18 protein-coding genes are annotated in these 17,541 nt (G+C 59.7%); 8 read left to right on the forward strand and 10 right to left on the reverse strand.

Going from position 1 to position 17,541, the window contains the following annotated elements; translation table 11 throughout:
• Positions 1-108 precede the first annotated feature (108 nt).
• The 6 genes from flgE to CWE01_RS30075 all read right to left on the reverse strand — a co-directional run bounded on the left by flgE (position 109) and on the right by CWE01_RS30075 (position 5,105).
• Entirely contained in the window at positions 109-1,428 is a 1,320-nt protein-coding gene (gene flgE / locus CWE01_RS30050) for a flagellar hook protein FlgE (RefSeq protein WP_100944210.1), read from the reverse strand.
• Positions 1,429-1,459: 31 nt separating this feature from the next.
• The gene (flgD, locus tag CWE01_RS30055; protein ID WP_100944211.1) at positions 1,460-2,188 is read right to left on the reverse strand and encodes a flagellar hook assembly protein FlgD; all 729 of its coding nucleotides are present in this window, start codon (positions 2,186-2,188) and stop codon (positions 1,460-1,462) included.
• Between the two features lie 15 nt (positions 2,189-2,203).
• Positions 2,204-2,647 carry a flagellar basal body rod protein FlgC gene (gene flgC / locus CWE01_RS30060; RefSeq protein ID WP_100944212.1) on the reverse strand — a complete coding sequence of 148 codons (444 nt, stop codon included), beginning with the start codon at positions 2,645-2,647 and terminating at the stop codon, positions 2,204-2,206.
• A gap of 3 nt (positions 2,648-2,650) precedes the next feature.
• Positions 2,651-3,058, reverse strand: coding sequence for a flagellar basal body rod protein FlgB (flgB, locus tag CWE01_RS30065; RefSeq protein ID WP_100944213.1), 408 nt, complete (start codon positions 3,056-3,058; stop codon positions 2,651-2,653).
• A gap of 238 nt (positions 3,059-3,296) precedes the next feature.
• Positions 3,297-4,124: a protein-glutamate O-methyltransferase CheR gene (cheR, locus tag CWE01_RS30070; RefSeq protein WP_100944214.1), complete on the reverse strand. Its 828-nt coding sequence runs from the start codon at positions 4,122-4,124 to the stop codon at positions 3,297-3,299.
• Between the two features lie 54 nt (positions 4,125-4,178).
• Positions 4,179-5,105 (reverse strand): chemotaxis protein CheV, encoded by a 927-nt coding sequence (locus CWE01_RS30075; protein ID WP_100944215.1) that lies wholly within the window; start codon positions 5,103-5,105, stop codon positions 4,179-4,181.
• Between the two features lie 80 nt (positions 5,106-5,185).
• Between CWE01_RS30075 and flgA the strand changes: the two genes are divergently transcribed.
• From flgA to CWE01_RS30095, 4 genes are all read left to right on the forward strand, one after another.
• The gene (flgA, locus tag CWE01_RS30080; RefSeq protein ID WP_100944216.1) at positions 5,186-5,947 is read left to right on the forward strand and encodes a flagellar basal body P-ring formation chaperone FlgA; all 762 of its coding nucleotides are present in this window, start codon (positions 5,186-5,188) and stop codon (positions 5,945-5,947) included.
• Positions 5,948-6,099: 152 nt separating this feature from the next.
• Complete coding sequence (gene flgM / locus CWE01_RS30085; RefSeq protein ID WP_100944217.1) at positions 6,100-6,420, forward strand: flagellar biosynthesis anti-sigma factor FlgM; 321 nt, start codon at positions 6,100-6,102, stop codon at positions 6,418-6,420.
• Between the two features lie 48 nt (positions 6,421-6,468).
• Positions 6,469-6,936: a flagella synthesis protein FlgN gene (locus CWE01_RS30090; protein WP_100944218.1), complete on the forward strand. Its 468-nt coding sequence runs from the start codon at positions 6,469-6,471 to the stop codon at positions 6,934-6,936.
• A 95-nt stretch (positions 6,937-7,031) separates the two neighbouring features.
• On the forward strand, positions 7,032-7,775 hold the full coding sequence (locus CWE01_RS30095; RefSeq protein WP_100944219.1) for a flagellar brake protein: 744 nt from the start codon (positions 7,032-7,034) through the stop codon (positions 7,773-7,775).
• A 65-nt stretch (positions 7,776-7,840) separates the two neighbouring features.
• Here the strand turns inward: CWE01_RS30095 and CWE01_RS30100 are convergent, their stop codons facing one another.
• The 4 genes from CWE01_RS30100 to CWE01_RS30115 all read right to left on the reverse strand — a co-directional run bounded on the left by CWE01_RS30100 (position 7,841) and on the right by CWE01_RS30115 (position 13,022).
• The gene (locus CWE01_RS30100) at positions 7,841-9,181 is read right to left on the reverse strand and encodes an MFS transporter (protein ID WP_100944220.1); all 1,341 of its coding nucleotides are present in this window, start codon (positions 9,179-9,181) and stop codon (positions 7,841-7,843) included.
• Between the two features lie 72 nt (positions 9,182-9,253).
• Positions 9,254-10,495: a glutamine synthetase family protein gene (locus CWE01_RS30105; protein ID WP_177410529.1), complete on the reverse strand. Its 1,242-nt coding sequence runs from the start codon at positions 10,493-10,495 to the stop codon at positions 9,254-9,256.
• A 233-nt stretch (positions 10,496-10,728) separates the two neighbouring features.
• Positions 10,729-11,421, reverse strand: a complete 693-nt coding sequence (locus tag CWE01_RS30110; RefSeq protein WP_100944222.1) for a sensor histidine kinase KdpD — start codon at positions 11,419-11,421, stop codon at positions 10,729-10,731.
• Positions 11,418-13,022, reverse strand: coding sequence for a tetratricopeptide repeat-containing response regulator (locus tag CWE01_RS30115; protein ID WP_100944223.1), 1,605 nt, complete (start codon positions 13,020-13,022; stop codon positions 11,418-11,420). Before CWE01_RS30115 ends, CWE01_RS30110 begins: the two co-directional genes overlap by 4 nt.
• 484 nt (positions 13,023-13,506) lie before the next feature.
• Between CWE01_RS30115 and pstS the strand changes: the two genes are divergently transcribed.
• The 4 genes from pstS to pstB all read left to right on the forward strand — a co-directional run bounded on the left by pstS (position 13,507) and on the right by pstB (position 17,254).
• On the forward strand, positions 13,507-14,523 hold the full coding sequence (pstS, locus tag CWE01_RS30120) for a phosphate ABC transporter substrate-binding protein PstS (protein ID WP_177410528.1): 1,017 nt from the start codon (positions 13,507-13,509) through the stop codon (positions 14,521-14,523).
• Positions 14,524-14,637: 114 nt separating this feature from the next.
• Positions 14,638-15,606 (forward strand): phosphate ABC transporter permease subunit PstC, encoded by a 969-nt coding sequence (pstC, locus tag CWE01_RS30125; protein WP_371315544.1) that lies wholly within the window; start codon positions 14,638-14,640, stop codon positions 15,604-15,606.
• Positions 15,603-16,475 (forward strand): phosphate ABC transporter permease PstA, encoded by an 873-nt coding sequence (gene pstA, locus CWE01_RS30130; RefSeq protein ID WP_100944226.1) that lies wholly within the window; start codon positions 15,603-15,605, stop codon positions 16,473-16,475. Before pstC ends, pstA begins: the two co-directional genes overlap by 4 nt.
• Positions 16,475-17,254: a phosphate ABC transporter ATP-binding protein PstB gene (pstB, locus tag CWE01_RS30135; RefSeq protein WP_100944227.1), complete on the forward strand. Its 780-nt coding sequence runs from the start codon at positions 16,475-16,477 to the stop codon at positions 17,252-17,254. Before pstA ends, pstB begins: the two co-directional genes overlap by 1 nt.
• The last annotated feature ends 287 nt before the right edge of the window (positions 17,255-17,541 follow it).

Genomic DNA, 17,541 nt, shown 5'->3' on the forward strand with positions numbered 1-17,541 from the left:
CCATGCACAGGAATGGCCTCGACAGAAAGACTCTTGCCGCCCATGTCGCGGGCACAAAAAAGCCCCATTCAAGGGGCTTTCCTGTGCAACGTTTTCAGCTAGGCCGCATCACGCCATCTGGATGATGGTCTGCATGATGGTGCTCTGGGTGGAGATGGTCTTGGCGTTCGCCTGGTAGTAGCTCTGGCCCTTGATCAGGTCCACCAGCTCACTGGTCAGGTCGACGTTCGAGGATTCCAGGGAACCGGAAACAATCGAACCGTTGGTACCGACCGTACCGCCGTCATAGGCCGGCTGGCCAGACGCGAACGTCTGTACCCAGCTGGTGCCGCCGACCGCCTGCAAGCCTTGCTCGTTGGTGAAGCTGGCCAGGGCAACCTGACCGATCGCCTTGTGCTGCTGGTTACTGAAGTTGGCGGAGATCACACCGGTGGCATCGATGCTGATGTCGGTGATCTGGCCGGTGGCGTAACCGTCGTTGGTGATGTTGCTACGAGCGGTATCGGCGTTGAACTGGGTGGTTTTCGAAAAGTCGACGGCAATGCCGGCGGCATTGGCGGAGGCACCGTTCGGCGTGAAAACACCGGCGGTTACCGTGCCAGGTACCCAACCGGACACAGTGATGCTGGTCGCGGTGGTGCTACCACCGATGCTCGCCAGCTTGCCCGAGGAGTCGAAGGTCACGGCCACCGGGACCGGGTCGGTAGCGGCCGGCGGAACGGTCGGCGGAACGGTTGCAATCGTCGGTGCCGTACCATCCGGGTTACGACCATCGATCAACGTATAGACGTTCCAGGTATTGGAGCCGGTCTTGACCGCATACTGGTCCAGCGAGTGAGAGTTGCCCTGGGTGTCATAGATCGTGGTGCTGAACGGCTTGGTGTAGGTCGAAGTCGTCGCGGGGTCAAACGGCGCGGTGATCACCGCCGACGTGGAGTCGAGGTTGAGCGTCGAACCGACCTGGGTGGTGACCTGCGGCGACAGGTTCGAGGTGTCGATCCGCAGGTTGGTCAGCACACCCGGAATGATGTTGCCGTTGGCATCGGCGGCAAAACCTTGCAGTTTCGCGGTGCCATCGGTGTTGGTGACGTAGCCGTCCTTGTCGGTCTTGAAGGTACCGGCACGGGTGTAGCTCAGCGAGCCGTTGCTGCTCAGGACGAAGAAGCCGTTGCCCTGTACGCCCAGGTCCAACACGTTACCGGTGCTGTCCATCCCGCCGTTGCTGAAGTTCTGCGAGACGTTGGCCAGGCTCACACCGTTACCGATGCTCTTGGCGCCGGTGCCCAGCTTGGTCGCCGAGTACACGTCGGCGAATTCCGCACGGGACGACTTGAAACCAGTGGTGTTGACGTTGGCAATGTTGTTGCCGGTGACGTCAAGTTGCTTGCTGGCCGCAGAGAGACCGCTCAAACCGATATTGAAAGACATGGTTCACTCCTTACTTCGTGTTGGTCGGCTCTTACAGGCCAATGGTCTGGACTTTGGACAGAGCAATACTGCCCAGGCCCGCCAGGTTGAGCATCATTTCGCCGCCGTTCTGACCCAGGGTCACGCTGCTGACAGTCGCCGGCAGGTTGGTCGTGAGCGCCGTGGCCGTGCCACTGATCGGCGCGGTTGCAGCAAAGGTGTAGGTACCGCTGGGCAGCAAGGTGCCGGAATCGTCCTTGCCGTCCCAGGCAAAGGAGGCATTGCCGGCCGACTGCGCCCCCATGTCGATGGTCCGAACCACCTTGCCAGTGGAATCGCTGATCTTCAGGGTCACATCGCTGACGGAACTCGGAACCGTTGCCGTCCCCGTGAAGGTCTTGGTGGTGTCGACCACGGCCTGGGAGGTCGGCACGATGACCGAACGCCCGACCATCGACGAAGCCTGCAGCGCCTGGGACGACGTGAAGGAACTGGCAATGTTGTTCACGCTGGTGTTGAGCGTCTGGATACCTTGCAGGCTGCTGAACTGGGCCAATTGCGCGACGAAGGCACTGTTGTCCTGGGGATTGGTCGGGTCCTGGTTCTGCAGCTGGGTCACCAGCAGTTGCAGGAAGTCGTCCTCGCCCAGGGTCTGGCCGCCGGCGGCGCTGCTGATGGCATTACCCAATGCATCGGTGCTGCCGGTGCTCGCCGTCTGGGAGTTGGAAATAATCGTATCAAGCGCCGTGTTGCCGCTCGATGTAGCGCTGGAAACCGTCATAAAAATCGCCCCTTATCACTGACCGAGGGTCAGGACCTTCTGCATCATGGTTTTGGCGGTGGTCATAATGTCCGCGTTGGTCTGGAACGAACGGCTGGCGGAAATCATGTCGGCCATTTCCTGAACCACGTTGACGTTGGGGTAGTAGACATACCCATTGGCGTCAGCCGCCGGATGGTTCGGCTCATAACGGGCTTCAAGGTTGCTGGGGTCTTCGACCACGCCCGTGACCTGCACACCGGAACCCGCCCCGTCCTGACTCTGGAACAGCGAGTTGTCAGCCTGGCCCTGGCCGTTCTGGTACATGGTGGCGAACACCGGATGCCGGGCGCGATAGGTCTGGTCCACACTCGACGAGACGGTTTCGGCGTTGGCGATGTTACTGGCTACGGTGTTCAGGCGAGTGGTCTGGGCACTCATGCCAGTACCGGCAATATTGAAAACGCTGGCTAGGGACATGACTTATTCTCCACGCAGGGCTGAAACCAGCCCTTTGAATCGTGCGTTCAGCAAAGTGAAGCTGGCCTGGAAATCGACCGAGTTCTGCGCATAGTTCGATTGCTCGATCTGCGCATCCACGGTGTTCTGGTCCAGCGAAGGCTGCATCGGTGTGCGGTACTGCAGCGCCGCATCGCCGTTGCTCAGACCTTCAGCTTCGATATGGCGACTGTTGGTGGTGTTCAGCGCGAAACTGCCGTTTTTGGCCTTGTCGCTCTGCTCGGCGAGCACCGAGGAAAAATCCAGGTCCCGCGCTTTGTAGTTCGGGGTATCGGCGTTGACGATGTTGTTCGCCAGAACTTCGGCGCGCTGGGCGCGGAAGGCCAGGGCTTGCTCATGGATGCCGAGCGCTTTATCGAAGTTGATACTCATATCGGGAAACCTTCAGCGGGTTGACCTGGTTTTCAGGAACAGGCTTTTCGTTGCAAGAGACAAAGCAAGGCCCATGCCATGTTTTCGATGCAAGTAAATCAAGGGCTTGCGGGGAGGCGGCGAGCGGCAATGCCAGAAAAGCGGCAAGGCATTTCCGCCGAATGCCGGTAAAGCGGCAAAAGCGCCGTAAAAAAAACGGGAACCCGCTGGGGTTCCCGTCTTGTGTATGGCTTGCCGACTACTTGGCCTGGTAGATGATCCCCGGGCTGCACTGCACCATCTGGTAATGGTCCGGCAGGCCGTTCAGGGCTTCCGAGGCCCCGAGGTACAAATAGCCACCCGGCTTCAGGGTGCCGTGGATACGCAGCAGAATGTCTTTCTTCACTTCGGCGGAGAAGTAGATCAAGACGTTGCGGCAGAACACGATGTCGAACTTGCCCAGGCTCGCATAGCTGTCCAACAGGTTGAACGAACGGAACTCCACACGGCTACGGATCGGCGCCTTGATCGCCCAGCGTCCCGGCCCTTTCGGGTCGAAGAAGCGTTGCAGGCGCTCGGGCGACAGGCCGCGGCCAATCGCCAGGCTGTCGTACTCACCGCTTTTGCAGTTGGTGAGCATCAGCCCGGAGAGGTCGGTGGCGACAATCTGCGCGCCGCCCTTCAACTGACCCATGTTGGTCCGCTCGAACTCGTCGATCGACATCGAGATCGAATAGGGTTCCTGCCCCGACGAACACGCCGCCGACCAGATCCGCAGACGCTGGCCGGGGCTGGCCTTGATCATTTCCGGCAACACCTTGTTCTTCAGGACCTCGAAGGGGTAGGTGTCGCGAAACCACAAGGTCTCGTTGGTGGTCATGGCATCCACCACCTGCTCGCGCAAACCGCTGCGGGGCTGGGTCTGGATCCGCTGGACCAGTTCGCCAAGGGATTTGATGCCCTGCTGTTCCATCAGTTTATTGAGACGGCTGGAAACCAGATACTGCTTGTTTTCACCGAGCAGAATGCCACAGGCCTTTTCCAGGAAGACCCGGAACTGTTCGAAATCCAAATTACCCGTAGACAAATGATGCCGCCTCTACAATCGTTCGTACCGCCAGGAACGGAGGTCCCTGATCGCTTATTCTGCCGCTTTGATCCGATCGACTACCCGTGCTGCCAGGTCATCGGGTCGGAACTTGGCCAGGAAATCATCGGCGCCGACCTTCTTGACCATTGCCTGATTAAAGACCCCTGACAAGGAAGTATGCAGGATGATGTGAAGTTTTTGCATGCGTGGGTCGTTACGGATCTCGGCCGTAAGGGTATAGCCATCCATTTCAGGCATTTCGATGTCGGAAATCATCATCAGAAATTCCTGTTCCGGCTTCTTGCCCTCGTCGACCAGTTTGCGCAGGTAATCCAGCGCCTGCCGGCCGTCGTTCAACGCCACCACTTCGACACCCACGGTCTGCAGGCAACGCGTGACCTGCTTGCGCGCCACCGACGAGTCATCCACCGTCAGCACCCGCATCGACACCGCCTTGGCCTGGGTCTCGACATCGACCACCCCATGGGAGATGGATTCGGAAGTCGGCGACACTTCGGCGAGGATTTTCTCGACGTCGATGATTTCCACCAACTGGTTGTCGATCCGGGTCACCGCGGTCAGGTAGTGATCGCGTCCGGTGCCCTTGGGCGGCGGATGGATCTCCTCCCAGTTCATGTTGACGATGCGCTCCACCGACTTCACCAGGAAACCCTGGGTCTTGGTGTTGTATTCGGTAATGATCACAAACGGATTACTTTGATCCTTGAGACCGCCCGCCCCGGTGGCCATCGCCAGATCCAGGATGGGAATGGTTGCCCCACGGATATTCGCCACGCCACAGACCACCGGGCTGGATTTGGGCATCAGGGTCAGCTTGGGGCACTGCAACACCTCTCGCACCTTGAACACGTTGATCCCGTACAACTGCTGACCGTCCAGACGAAACAACAACAGCTCAAGGCGATTCTGCCCGACCAGTTGCGTACGCTGGTTCACCGAATCCATTACACCCGCCATGCCAGCCACCTCTCACACAAGCTTCATGATCCGACGCCTATTCAGCACTAAACGGCACGAGCCTTGCTTTTTATACTGTTATGAAAGCACAAACGACATTTTTTCGACGCCTGACATCACAGTACCGCAGATTGCTCTGGGTCTTGGCGGTTTTATGCAGTCTGAACCCCGGCGGCCCTGCCCTTGCTGACTCGGCAACCCTGCCTGATCAGCTTATCGGCGTGACCCAAGGCTTTCTTGAGTTCACGGTAGAAGACTATCTGGCTACCAGTCAAACCGAAGGACGCTACGAAATCCAGGTCAACCAGCTCGATCCACGTTTGCGCCTGGCGGTTTGCGACAAGGAATTGACAGCCAGCCTGGAAAGCCCGGCCACGCCGATTGGCCGGGTCACGGTCAAGGTCCGCTGTGAAGGCAGCTCGCCCTGGACCGTGTTCGTGCCGGCCCAGGTCAAATTGTTCCGCAATGTGGTGGTCACCACCCGTCCGTTGAAACGCGCCGGAATCATTGAACCCGGCGATGTCACGCTGCGCGAGCGCGACATCAGCCTGGCCGGCCAGGGCTTCCTGACGTCCACGGATGAGGCCATCGGTCAGAAACTTGTCCGACCAATGGTCATGGATCAGGTCATCACCCTGGTTCATCTGGAGCAGGCCGAGGTGGTTCGCAAGGGCGATCAGGTGGTCATCAGTGCGACGAGCGGTGGCCTGGTGGTCAGGATGCCGGGTGAAGCCTTGTCCAACGGCGGCCTGAATGAACAGATCCGTATCAAGAACCTGAATTCCCAACGGGTGATCAAGGCACGGGTGACCGCGCCGGGACAGGTGGAAGTTGCTTTGTAGAGAACTGGCGCTAAGCAGCAGCTTTTCCTAAACTGTGTTGCACCGAGGGACACCGCCAACACGTGCCGGCTCATTCTTATCTGAGCCTAAAGTTTTTCCGGGTATGGCCGAAAACAAGGCAAGCGTCCAAATACCCAGAGGTTTTTTTTATCATGGTCATCGATTTCAGTCGTTTGAATAACCCCCCGTCACTGACAGGCAGTACGCGCAGCAGCGCCAGCAAGGAAGCCGACGGCTCCGGAAAATCCGCGTCCGTGAGCACTCCGGCCGCCTCGGTCAGCCAGAGCGGGGAATCGGTACACCTCAGTAATGAGGCTCAGCAGTTGCAACAAGTCACTGACAAGCTGCGCGACCAACCCGTTGTCAACAGCGCCCGTGTGGCCGAGTTGAAGCAGGCGGTTGCCGATGGCAGCTACAAAGTCGACAGCAACCGCGTCGCCAGCAAATTGCTCAACTTCGAAGCCCAACGCTAGGCTCCGGCCTGCGTCAGGCTTTTGGACGCTTAAAAACCAAGGCCAGCCATGCACGACACCACTCTGCTGCAACTGATCATCGACGATTTTGCCCCGGCTCAAGACCTGCTTGAGCTGCTGCGTGCCGAATCCCTGGCGCTCCATGGTCGCAATATGTTCGAGCTGGAGGAGATTCTGGCGCGCAAGCAAGCGCTGATCGTCCTGCTCGAACAGCATGGTCGCAAGCGCAGCCAGTTGCTCGCCAGCATCAATTTGCCCACCAGCCGTGCCGGCCTGGAACAACTCGCAGCGCAATCCAGTATTGGCGAGCGATTGCTGAGTCAGAGCGATGTGCTGACTCAATTGCTGGCTGATTGCCAGACCGCCAACGAGCTCAACGGCCGCAATATCCAGGTTCAGCAAGCGACAACCGCAAACCAGTTGAAGATCCTGACCGGCGGTGAAACCCCCGCCCTCTATGACGCGCGCGGCTCAACAGCCAGGTCCATGAAACCGCGCCCGCTCAGCCAGGCTTGAACCGGGCCTTGCGCGTGCTCTATCAAGGCGCGCAACATGCTGGCAAAATGCTAGCTTTTGCGTGCAGTCGTATTTTGTCTGGAGATTGATGAACCGTGTCCAATGCCCCAAGCGCGGAAGATGCTCCGCAGCCACCCAAGGTGCTTAGCACGCCTCTGGAGATTTCCGCCAATTTGCGGATGCTGCAGGAAAGTCACGACCCGCTGATCATCACCTTTCATGAGCGCAGCCAGCGTTTCCAGAGCTTTGTGATCAATGTCGACCGCGAAGCCGGCACCCTGGCCCTCGACGAAATGATGCCGCGCGACGGCGAGCGCTTCCTGTTGGCCGGCGAACCCTTCCGGGTCGAAGGCTTCCATGAAGGTGTGCGAATCGCCTGGGAACAGCCGCAACCGATGACCATAGACGAGACCAACGGTTGCTACCGTGGCTCGATGCCCGATGAAGTGGTCTATCACCAACGTCGCAATGCCTTCCGTGCCGCCCTGAAGCTGGCCGCGCTGGTCAATGTCGAGCTGGGCGGCGAGAAGCTCAAGGCGCCGTTGACCGGCAAGCTGCTGGACATCTCCGCCACCGGTTGCAAACTGCGCTTCGACGGCGATATTTCCGACCGACTGCAACTGGGCCAGGTCTACGAGCGCTTTATTGCCGCCCTGCCCTTCGGCCCGATGACCGCCCCCGTGGAACTGCGTCACCTGCACTTCGAGGAAAGGATCAACACCACCTTCGCCGGCGTGCGCTTCCACAACATGAGCGGTCTGGTCCAGCGCCAGGTCGAGCGTTTCGTCTATCAGCTGCAGCGTGAAGCGCGGCGCTTCGACAAAGACGACGACTTCTGATCCAGCAGTCGCCATAAAAAACGGGCCACCCTCATCAGGTGGCCCGTTTTTTTATGCTCGACGCCTCAGTTGCTCGACTTGTGCGCCGGCTCAGGATCCGACTCATCCACCTCGGGCACGGCCTCAGCCTCGGGGGGTGTCGGCACGACACTGTCACACATCTGATCCAGCACGATCTGCTCATCGACCCGCGGATCCAGCGCCGCGCCCAAGGGCGACATGGCTTCCGGCATGACCACGTGTTGCAGCGGCGCATCCTCGACCTGATGCAGGTTGGTCACCGCCTTCGGCCGGATCCGCCACACCAGCATCAAGGCGAAGAAGCTGAAGAACGCATAGAGCATATGGCTGCCAAACAGCTTCATCAGTACGCCGGCCACCAGGGGGCCGATACTCGCGCCGATGCCATAGGTCATCAGCAGCATGGCCGTCAGCGAAACCCGGCGATCGCCCTCGATATGATCGTTGGAAAAAGCCACCGCCAGCGGATACAGGCAGAACTGCAGCAAGGACACCATGAAACCAGAGGCGAACAGTACCTCCAGTGGCGCATGGGACATGATTGCCAGCGGCAATGAGGCCAATGCCAGCAAGAAGGCAATGCTGCGAATCAGCACCGCCCGGTCATAGCGATCCGAGATCCAGCCCAGCGGCCACTGCACCAGGAAGCCGGCAAAAATGCAGCAGCCCATGAACAGACCCACCTGCTCGGTGGTAAGTCCCTGCTGGGACGCATACAAGGGGGCCAGACCGTAAAAGGAACCGACGATGATCCCGGCGCCAAGAACCGTGGTCAGCGACTGCGGCACCCGCTTCATGAAAAAGCGCGGTTCCAGCGGTGCCGGATGCAACGGTGCCGGGTGAATCCGCCGGGTCATCGCCACCGGCACCAGGCACAGGGCAAAGCACATCGCCACCGCCATCAGCAGTTCCAGGCCCAGGGCCGGGTGCAGGACCAGGATCATCTGCCCGAGGATCAGACCCAGGTAAGAGGCAATCATGTAGCCACTGAAGACCACGCCACGCTGCTTGGCTTCCGCCTGTTCGTTGAGCCAGCTCTCGATGACCATGTACTGGCACATCATCCCCAGGCCCACGATCATCCGCAGGAACAGCCAGGCCGGCAGCCAGTCGATCAGGCCGTGGCCGAGCACCGCCGCACCGACAATACCGGCACAGGTGGCATAGGCGCGGATATGGCCGACCCGGGCAATCAACCGGTGGCCGATCTTGCCGCCCAGCACCAGGCCGAAGTAGTTGGCGGCCATCAAGGCGCCCACCCACAGGCTGTCGACATGCTCGGCGGCCAGGCGCAGGGCCAGGTAGGTACTCAGAAGGCCAGAGCCGATCAACATCATCAGCGAGGCGAAATACAGCGCTCGAAAGGGTTTCCAGATTTGGCGCATCGGCGTTCCGAGCGGCTCCTTGAATGGGGTATCGGGCTATCCGACAAGATAGCCCGAACGGGACGGCTACAGCTATGCCTGAGAGGCCAGAACACGACGTTCCCAGGGGGTAATTTCATCCAGGAAACTGGTCAGCTCCATGCTCTTGGAAGCGATATAGCCTTCGATGAACACGCTGCCGAACAGCTCCCTGGCCAATGGACTACGTTTCAGACGCTCGAGCGCGGCATGCAAGGTACATGGCAACGACAAAGAATCCGGAACTTCGAATTCGCCCTGGATCGCCGGCGTCGGTTCAAGCTCGTGCTCGATCCCATGCAGGCCCGCCGCCAGACTCGCGGCAATCGCCAGATAGGGGTTGGCATCGGCCCCTGGCAGACGGTTTTCCACCCGCCGTGCCACCGGCGCGCTGGCCGGAATGCGCAGACCGGCCGAGCGGTTGTCATGGGACCAGCAGGCATTGTTCGGCGAAGCAAAGGGATGGCACAGCCGCTGGTAGGAATTCACGTTCGGTGCGAACAGCGCGGTGAAGTCCGCCAGGCAGGCCTGCTGCCCGCCGATGAAATGCCGGAACGTCGCCGTCGGCTCACCGTTGGCATCGCTGAATACATTGCGCCCACCGTCGGCCTGCACCACGCTCTGGTGGATATGCATGGAACTGCCAGGGGTATGAGCCAGCGGCTTGGCCATGCAGACCACGGTCAGGCCGTGCTTGAGGGCGACTTCCTTGAGCAGGTGCTTGAACAGGAAAGTCTGGTCGGCCAGCAGCAGCGGATCGCCATGCAGCAGGTTGATCTCGAACTGGCTGACGCCCATTTCGTGCATGAAGGTATCCCGGGGCAATCCCAGGGCGGCCATGCATTCGTAGACTTCGCTGAAGAAGGGGCGCAGACCGTTGTTGGAGCTGACGCTGAACGCCGAATGGCCTTCCTCGCGACGACCGTCCAGGCCCACCGGCGGCAGGAACGCCTGGGTCGGGTCCGGGTTCGGGGCAAAGACGAAGAATTCCAGCTCGGTCGCGACCACCGGCGCCAGACCACGAGCCGCGTAACGCGCAATCACCGCCTTGAGCTGGCCACGGGTCGACAGGCTGGAGCTTTCGCCGCTCAGCTCGTCCGCATCGCAGATGGCCAGGGCACGCGGTTGCCGGCTCCAGGGCAGGCGGTGAATCTGCTGGGGATCGGCGTTGAGCGCCAGGTCGCCGTCGTCACTGCCGTAGAAACGCGCTGGCGGATAACCACCCATGATGCATTGCAGCAAGACCCCACGGGCCATTTGCAGGCGCCGCCCTTCGAGGAAACCCTCGGCGGTCATCACCTTGCCACGGGGTACGCCATTGAGGTCCGGGGTGACACACTCAATCTCATCAATGCCGGTCAGTCGCTGGGCGAGTGAACGCTGGCCATCGGTCGTCATGACTCAATCCTTGTTTTTGTACGGGCCGCTAACGGCGTCCTGTACAAAATACGCATCACCCGTTCAAGATTTCAAGCAGTGAATACAGAAAAGACTGACAGCACAATCAGGTGATGCCCTGGCGATTGCGCTCAAGGCAGATAAAGACTGAACAACGCCCCGCCCAAGGTTCCGCCATTGGCGATCTCGATCCGTCCGCGCACGCCGTTGCGCTCGTGCAGCCCGGCAATCCGCGCGGCGAAATACAGCCCCAGGCCGGTACTGCCGGTCGCCGGGTTGATGCCCTGGACATAATCGGCCTGGCGCTCGACCATCTGCTCCGGGTAACCGGGACCATCGTCATTGATGGTCAGTACCAGTTGCTCGCCCTCTTCGCGGACACTGATCAGCAGCGCATGACAGGCATAACCGATGGCATTGGTGACGATATTGCCGACCACCGAACCGATCAGTTCCCGGTCGAAGAAGCCTAGCGGGCTGAAATCGCCGACCTCGCAACTGGCGACGATCCCGCGACTGCTCAGCAGCTCCTGGCGCCCGGCCAGTTGCGCCCCGATAAAGTCGTCCATCTCATGGTAATCCGGGCGCAGCGGCAACTGGTTGACCCCCAGCTTGTACAGCCCGAGCAATTGCACCAGCATGGTATTGAGATGCGCGAACTCATACTCGATCACACTGTGCTCGGGGGTTTCGCGCTGGGCATCGGGCAAGCGCGCCAGCCACTGGCCATGGGCCTGCGTCAGCATCGCCAGGGAGTTCTTCATGTCATGTACGGTGGAGGCGATCACCGTGGAAAAATCCAGCCCCTCGTGAGTCTCACTCATTCGCCAAACGCCCGGGTGCGCAATTTCTGATACCTCTCATAACGGGGATCGCTGTCCGGCATCTTGCCGACCATCTTCAGGCAGGCACGACACTCTTCGAGCACCGCCGCATCGCCGCCCTTCTGGGCAATGACGAGCAAGGCCTGGGCCGCGTTCAAGGCAATACTGATGTTCTTCGGTTGCAGCGCCAGGGCGCGACGGAACAGGTCCACGGCTTCTTCCAGGTTGCCGCCCTTGTAGCTGCGCACGCCCTGCACGTTGAGGTCAATGGCCGCCTTGCCGCCGCCCAGGATCTCCGGGTCGTCGGTCAGCTTGGCGATGCCTTTCATCACCGTCGGATCGTCGCCGTAGATTTCCACGCAGTTCTTCAGCATCGAAGCCCCGGCATCGGCCTGGCCCAGTTGCTGCAGCTGCTTGGCCACCAACAGCGCGGCATCGGCGCTCATGAAGTTTTCCATGCCGTCCAGGCGCGACATCGCCTGCTCGGTGAGCTTGTCGGCGGTCTCCGCATCGTTGAGCAGCAGGCTGGTGGCCTTCATCAAGCGCGCACGCACCTGCAAGCCCTGGTCGTTGGCGTTTTCCTTGGCGACCGCGCTCAGGGTCTGGTTGATCTCCAGACGGGTACGGGTGTCCAGTCCACGATCGCTGCCCTTGCTGATCAGCGCATGGGCCAGGCCGAGGTTGCTCTCGGGATCCTTGAAACGCGATTGCTCGCCCTGGTACACGGCCTGGCGATAAGCCCGGGAAGCACTTTCAAAATCTTCGTTGGCCAGGGCCAGCTTGCCGAGCATCGACTGCCGGCGCACCGCCAGCGGCGAGAGGCGTACAGCCTCTTCCAGCACGCTCTGTGCGCGTCGGGTATCGCCTTCCAGCACCAGCACCTCGGCCAGGCCGTCATAGAGCGCCGGCATCATCGGAAAGGCCTTGAGCGCGGTCTCATAGAGCGCCTTGGCCTGGGTGGTCTGGTTGCGCTTGAACAGCAACTGGCCCATGCGCGCATAAGCCCAGGGCAACGGACGGTCGGCGAGGATACCGGTGAGAAAACGCTCCAGGGGTTCGAACTGATTCAGGTTCCACATCGCGTCGGCGCGGTAGCGCAGGCACAACGGAGCGAAACGGCTGTCCTGCTGGGTCAGGCGGGTGCAGGCGGCCAGCACTTCGGCCGGCTTGTCGCGGTCCAGCGCCTCCATGATCGGCTTGAGCAGGTTCTTGCGCTGCACCAGTTTTTCCAGGCGCTGGGCCAGGCTGGCGCGGTTGAACGGCTTGGTCAGGTAGGCATCGGGTTCGTGTTCAAGGGCCGAGAGCACCATGGCCTGGCTGCTTTCGGCGGTGACCATGACAAACACGCTTTCATGGCTGATCAGCTTGTCGGTCATCAGGTCTTCAAGCACCTGCTGGCCGTTCTTCTTGCCGTCGCCCAGATGATAGTCATGCAGCACGAAATCGTAGCGGCGCTGGGCACACATGCGCAACGCCTGCTCCCCGGTGTCGGCGGTGTCCACTTCCTTGACCCCCAGTTCCCGCAGCATGGACCTGACTGAACTGCGGAAATCGGAGAAATCATCGACGATAAGAAAGTTTTTTTGGTGATACGCCAGCATCGAGATTCCTGTCATGGGAAATAGAAGATGAGCCCGTGGGCACTCACCAGAGCGGGTTCAGCTTCCCTGCCACCTTCGCGCGCAGATAATAACTAACAGCATTTTGCCATCAAGCAACTTTACAGCATCGTACAAAATCCCAGGCAAAAAACGGCCTTTTGCCAAGCGTAGCGGCAAAAGTCATAGAGGCTTGATCAACCGTTTGAGGCATGCCCTCAGCCCACGGCAGGCGTCTCTCGGGATATCCCCATCAGGGTATCGTCAGATGCTGCGAAAACCTGAGAGTCGCCCTCCCTGTCCCGGTCATTTCAGCCGGTTCAGGCTAGGCACATTGCCAGCAAGGAGTGCAAATGAATGAATATTCATTGCAGGATATTACTAAAAATAACCTAACCGTCATCAGACAGAAATATTTCAGGAATTAAATCGTAACGTCTCTTTATAGGTGGGTCACTCCACTTAACCCCTTTCATTGAGGTGTTTGATGTTGCTGACTAAAAAAAGCCTGTCTGTCCTGCTGGCTTCCCTGTGCCTGAGCGGTGTGGCTCACGCGACCGATGTGACCGGCGCTGGCTCCAGCTTTGTCTATCCGGTGCTGTCCAAGTGGTCCCAGGACTACAGCAAAGACTCCAGCAATCGCATCAACTACCAGTCGATCGGCTCGGGGGGCGGTATTGCCCAGATCAAGGCGGCGACCGTGGACTTTGGCGCTTCCGACGCCCCGCTGTCGGCTGATGACCTCAAGGCCGGCGGCCTGGGTCAATTTCCCAGCGTGATTGGCGGCATCGTGCCGGTGATGAACATCGAAGGTATCGCGGCGGGCCAATTGAAGCTCGACGGCGAAACCCTGGCGAAAATCTTCCTGGGTGAAATCACCGAGTGGACCGACCCGGCCATCGTCGCCCTGAACCCAGGCGTGAAACTGCCTGGCGGCAAAATCACCGTGGTGCACCGTTCTGACGGCTCGGGTACCTCGTACAACTTCACCAACTACCTCGCCAAAGTGAGCGATGGCTGGAAATCCAAGATCGGTTTCGGTACCACCGTGCCTTGGCCGGTCGGTGTCGGCGGTAAAGGCAACGAAGGTGTCTCCGCCTACGTGAAGCAGATCAAGAACTCCATCGGTTATGTCGAGTACGCTTACGCCCTGCAGAACAAGATGACTCACGCGCAGCTGAAAAACGCCGCCGGCAAGTTCATCCAGCCTAACGCCAAAGCCTTTGCGGCCGCGGCCGACACTGCCGACTGGGCCAACGCCAAAGACTTCAACCTGATCATGACCAACGCTCCTGGCGATGGCGCATGGCCGATCACGGCGACCACCTGGATCATCATGTACAAACAGCCGAAGAACGCCGAGCAGAGCCAGGCCGCCTTCAACTTCTTCAAATGGTCGTTGGAAAAAGGCCAGCAACAGGCGTCGGCACTGGACTATGTCGCTTTGCCAGACTCCCTCGTCCAGCGGATCGAAGGCTACTGGAAGTCTGACTTCGCCCACTGATCCAGCCAGCAATAGGCAATAGCTAAAACACCCCTTCCTCAGGCAGGTTTTGCCGAGCGAAGGGGTTTGTTTGTGAGCAGACTTCTGATGAACGACATAGTGCAACCTCCGACCATGACCATTTACGCTGGCGAAGTGGCGAGTGATGCGCGTGCGACTCGCGATCATCGTCATGATCTCTGGTTCAAGCGCTCGATGATGGGCGCGGCGATGCTGGTGCTGTTTCTCCTGGCGAGCATCGCGGCATCGACACTCTGGGGCGGCAGTCTTGCGCTCAAGACCTTCGGTTTCGGTTTTCTGACCAGCACCGATTGGGATGCGGTCAATAACCACTTTGGTGCCCTCGTACCGATTTACGGCACCCTGGTCACGTCTTTCCTGGCGCTGCTGATTGCGGTTCCCGTCAGCTTCGGCATTGCGATTTTCCTGACTGAGGTCGCGCCACCTTGGCTACGGATGCCCGTCGCCTCGGCGGTTGAATTGCTCGCGGGGATTCCATCGATTATCTACGGCATGTGGGGCCTGTTCGTATTCGGCCCGTTCATGGCCGAACACCTGTCTCCCTGGATCAACGACTACCTGGGCTCGCTGCCTTTGGTCGGTTCGCTGTTTCAAGGTCCGCCCCTGGGCATCGGCATGCTGACTGCCGGCATCGTCCTGGCAATCATGATCATGCCCTTCATCACCTCGGTCATGCAGGAAGTGTTTCGCAGCGTTCCCACCCCACTCAAGGAGTCAGCCTACGCGCTAGGCGGCACGACCTGGGAAGTGGTCTGGGACATCGTCCTGCCTTACACCCGCTCCGCGGTGGTTGGCGGCATCTTCCTCGGGCTGGGACGCGCATTGGGCGAAACCATGGCGGTGACCTTCGTACTGGGTAATGCCCAACAGTTCTCGGCCTCCTTGTTGATGCCCAGCAGCTCCATCGCCTCGGTCATCGCCAACGAGTTCAGCGAAGCCTATACCGACCTGCATCGTTCGGCGCTGATCGCCCTGGGCTTCTTGCTGTTTATCGTCACCTTTATCGTCTTGGCACTGGCGCGACTCCTGCTGATGCGGCTTTCACGCAAGGAGGGTGTATGACCGGTAACGAACGTCTCTACCGAGTCCGCGCCTTCAAGAATCAGCTGGCGATGGTGCTCAGCTGTGGCGCCACGGTCTTCGGCCTGGTCTGGTTGGTCTGGATCCTGCTGACCACAATCATCAACGGCTTTCAGGCGCTCAATCTTCGCCTCTTCACCCAGATGACACCGCCACCTGGCGTGGAAGGCGGCCTGGCCAACGCGTTCTATGGCAGCGCCCTGATGTCGGCGATCGCCCTGTTGATCGGCACGCCGATCGGCTTGATGGCGGGCATCTGGCTGGCGGAGTTCGCCCGTCACTCGCGCCTTGGCAACGTCGTCCGTTTCATCAACGACATCCTGCTTTCGGCACCGTCGATTGTGCTGGGTCTGTTCGTCTACACCGCGGTGATCCTGCCGTTGAACCTGCTGACCAACCACCAGTCCGGTTTCTCCGCGATCGCCGGGGCCCTGGCCTTGGCACTCCTGGTGATTCCGGTAGTGGTCAGGACCACCGACGAGATGCTTCAGCTGCAACCCACTACCTTGCGCGAGGCTGCGCTGGCATTGGGTGTCCCGCAGTGGAAATTGACGCTGCAAATCGTCCTGCGCGCGGCGAAAGCCGGTGTGCTGACCGGTATTTTGCTGGCGCTGGCCAGGATCACCGGTGAAACGGCGCCGCTGCTGTTTACCGCTTTCGGCAACCAGTTCTGGAGCAGCAATCTGCTCAAGCCGATTGCCAGCGTGCCCGTCGTCATTTTCCAGTACGCCATGAGTCCTTTCGAGGACTGGCATTCCCTGGCCTGGGCGGGCGCATTGGTACTGACCTTGTTCGTACTGATCCTCAGCCTTCTGTCCCGTTTGATCCTTTTGCGCAATAGGTTGACTTGATGAATAGCCGTGACCTTGGCAACGAAAAAACCAAAATTCGCGTTCGTGGCCTGGAGTTTTTTTACAACAACCAGCGCTCCCTGAAGTCCATCGACATGGATATTCCAGAGAAACGCATCACTGCGATCATCGGGCCGTCAGGTTGCGGTAAATCGACACTGCTGCGGGTATTCAACCGGATCTACTCCATGTATCCGAAGCAGGAGGCGCGTGGCGAGGTCCTGCTCAACGGTGAGAACATTCTCGCCCCGGGCTACTCGATGAACCGACTGCGTAGCCACGTAGGCATGGTCTTCCAGAAGCCCGTACCCTTTCCGATGTCGATCTACGACAACGTCGCCTATGCCGTGCGTCACCATGAGCAACTGTCCCGCCACGAGATGGACGAACGGGTCGAGCAGGCCCTGAGTGGCGCGGCGTTGTGGGATGAGGTCAAGGATAAGCTCAAGCAAAGCGCACAGGGCCTTTCGGGTGGTCAGCAGCAACGTCTGTGCATTGCGCGGACGATTGCCTTGCGGCCACAGGTCTTGCTCCTGGATGAGCCGACTTCCGCGCTTGACCCGATTTCCACCGGGCGTATCGAGCAGCTGATCACTGAACTGAAAGAGCAGTACACCATCATCATCGTGACCCACAACATGCAACAAGCGGCGCGGGTGTCGGACTACACCGCGTTCATGTTCATGGGTGAGTTGATCGAGCATGCAATGAGCGACACCATCTTCACCAATCCCAAGAAGAAGCAGACCGAAGACTACGTTACTGGCCGCTTTGGCTGATCCAGATGCTGATAGAAAAACCACCTGTACAGGTGGTTTTTTTATGTCTGGGATTTAGCGAGTGCCTGGGGCTGGAACACTGAGCTGTAGGAGCCGGTTGGCTGGTGATGAGGGCTTTGAGCCTTGCATCGACCATCCGGCCGCTATCGCCAGCAAGCCGGCTCCTACAGGGGCTGTGTGCGACGATGTCCCTGCTGTGGAGACCGTCCCAATGTAGGGACTGGCTTGCCAGCGATGAGGGCCTTGGGCCTTGCATCGACCATCCGACCGCTATCGCCAGCAAGCCG

Origin of the sequence: Pseudomonas sp. QS1027 (genome assembly GCF_002814235.1) — a bacterium.
GTDB lineage: Bacteria > Pseudomonadota > Gammaproteobacteria > Pseudomonadales > Pseudomonadaceae > Aquipseudomonas.

What these genes read in the sequence shown, in the direction of transcription:
- CWE01_RS30090 (WP_100944218.1), top strand. Translation starts at nt 6,469, where the DNA reads ATGCACGACACCACTCTGCTGCAACTGATCATCGACGATTTTGCCCCG.
- pstC (WP_371315544.1), top strand. Translation starts at nt 14,638, where the DNA reads ATGACCATTTACGCTGGCGAAGTGGCGAGTGATGCGCGTGCGACTCGC.
- flgA (WP_100944216.1), top strand. Translation starts at nt 5,186, where the DNA reads ATGAAAGCACAAACGACATTTTTTCGACGCCTGACATCACAGTACCGC.
- CWE01_RS30105 (WP_177410529.1), bottom strand. Translation starts at nt 10,495, where the DNA reads ATGACCGCCGAGGGTTTCCTCGAAGGGCGGCGCCTGCAAATGGCCCGT.
- CWE01_RS30110 (WP_100944222.1), bottom strand. Translation starts at nt 11,421, where the DNA reads ATGAGTGAGACTCACGAGGGGCTGGATTTTTCCACGGTGATCGCCTCC.
- flgD (WP_100944211.1), bottom strand. Translation starts at nt 2,188, where the DNA reads ATGACGGTTTCCAGCGCTACATCGAGCGGCAACACGGCGCTTGATACG.
- CWE01_RS30115 (WP_100944223.1), bottom strand. Translation starts at nt 13,022, where the DNA reads ATGCTGGCGTATCACCAAAAAAACTTTCTTATCGTCGATGATTTCTCC.
- flgC (WP_100944212.1), bottom strand. Translation starts at nt 2,647, where the DNA reads ATGTCCCTAGCCAGCGTTTTCAATATTGCCGGTACTGGCATGAGTGCC.
- CWE01_RS30100 (WP_100944220.1), bottom strand. Translation starts at nt 9,181, where the DNA reads ATGCGCCAAATCTGGAAACCCTTTCGAGCGCTGTATTTCGCCTCGCTG.
- flgM (WP_100944217.1), top strand. Translation starts at nt 6,100, where the DNA reads ATGGTCATCGATTTCAGTCGTTTGAATAACCCCCCGTCACTGACAGGC.
- flgE (WP_100944210.1), bottom strand. Translation starts at nt 1,428, where the DNA reads ATGTCTTTCAATATCGGTTTGAGCGGTCTCTCTGCGGCCAGCAAGCAA.
- pstA (WP_100944226.1), top strand. Translation starts at nt 15,603, where the DNA reads ATGACCGGTAACGAACGTCTCTACCGAGTCCGCGCCTTCAAGAATCAG.
- pstB (WP_100944227.1), top strand. Translation starts at nt 16,475, where the DNA reads ATGAATAGCCGTGACCTTGGCAACGAAAAAACCAAAATTCGCGTTCGT.
- CWE01_RS30075 (WP_100944215.1), bottom strand. Translation starts at nt 5,105, where the DNA reads ATGGCGGGTGTAATGGATTCGGTGAACCAGCGTACGCAACTGGTCGGG.
- pstS (WP_177410528.1), top strand. Translation starts at nt 13,507, where the DNA reads ATGTTGCTGACTAAAAAAAGCCTGTCTGTCCTGCTGGCTTCCCTGTGC.
- flgB (WP_100944213.1), bottom strand. Translation starts at nt 3,058, where the DNA reads ATGAGTATCAACTTCGATAAAGCGCTCGGCATCCATGAGCAAGCCCTG.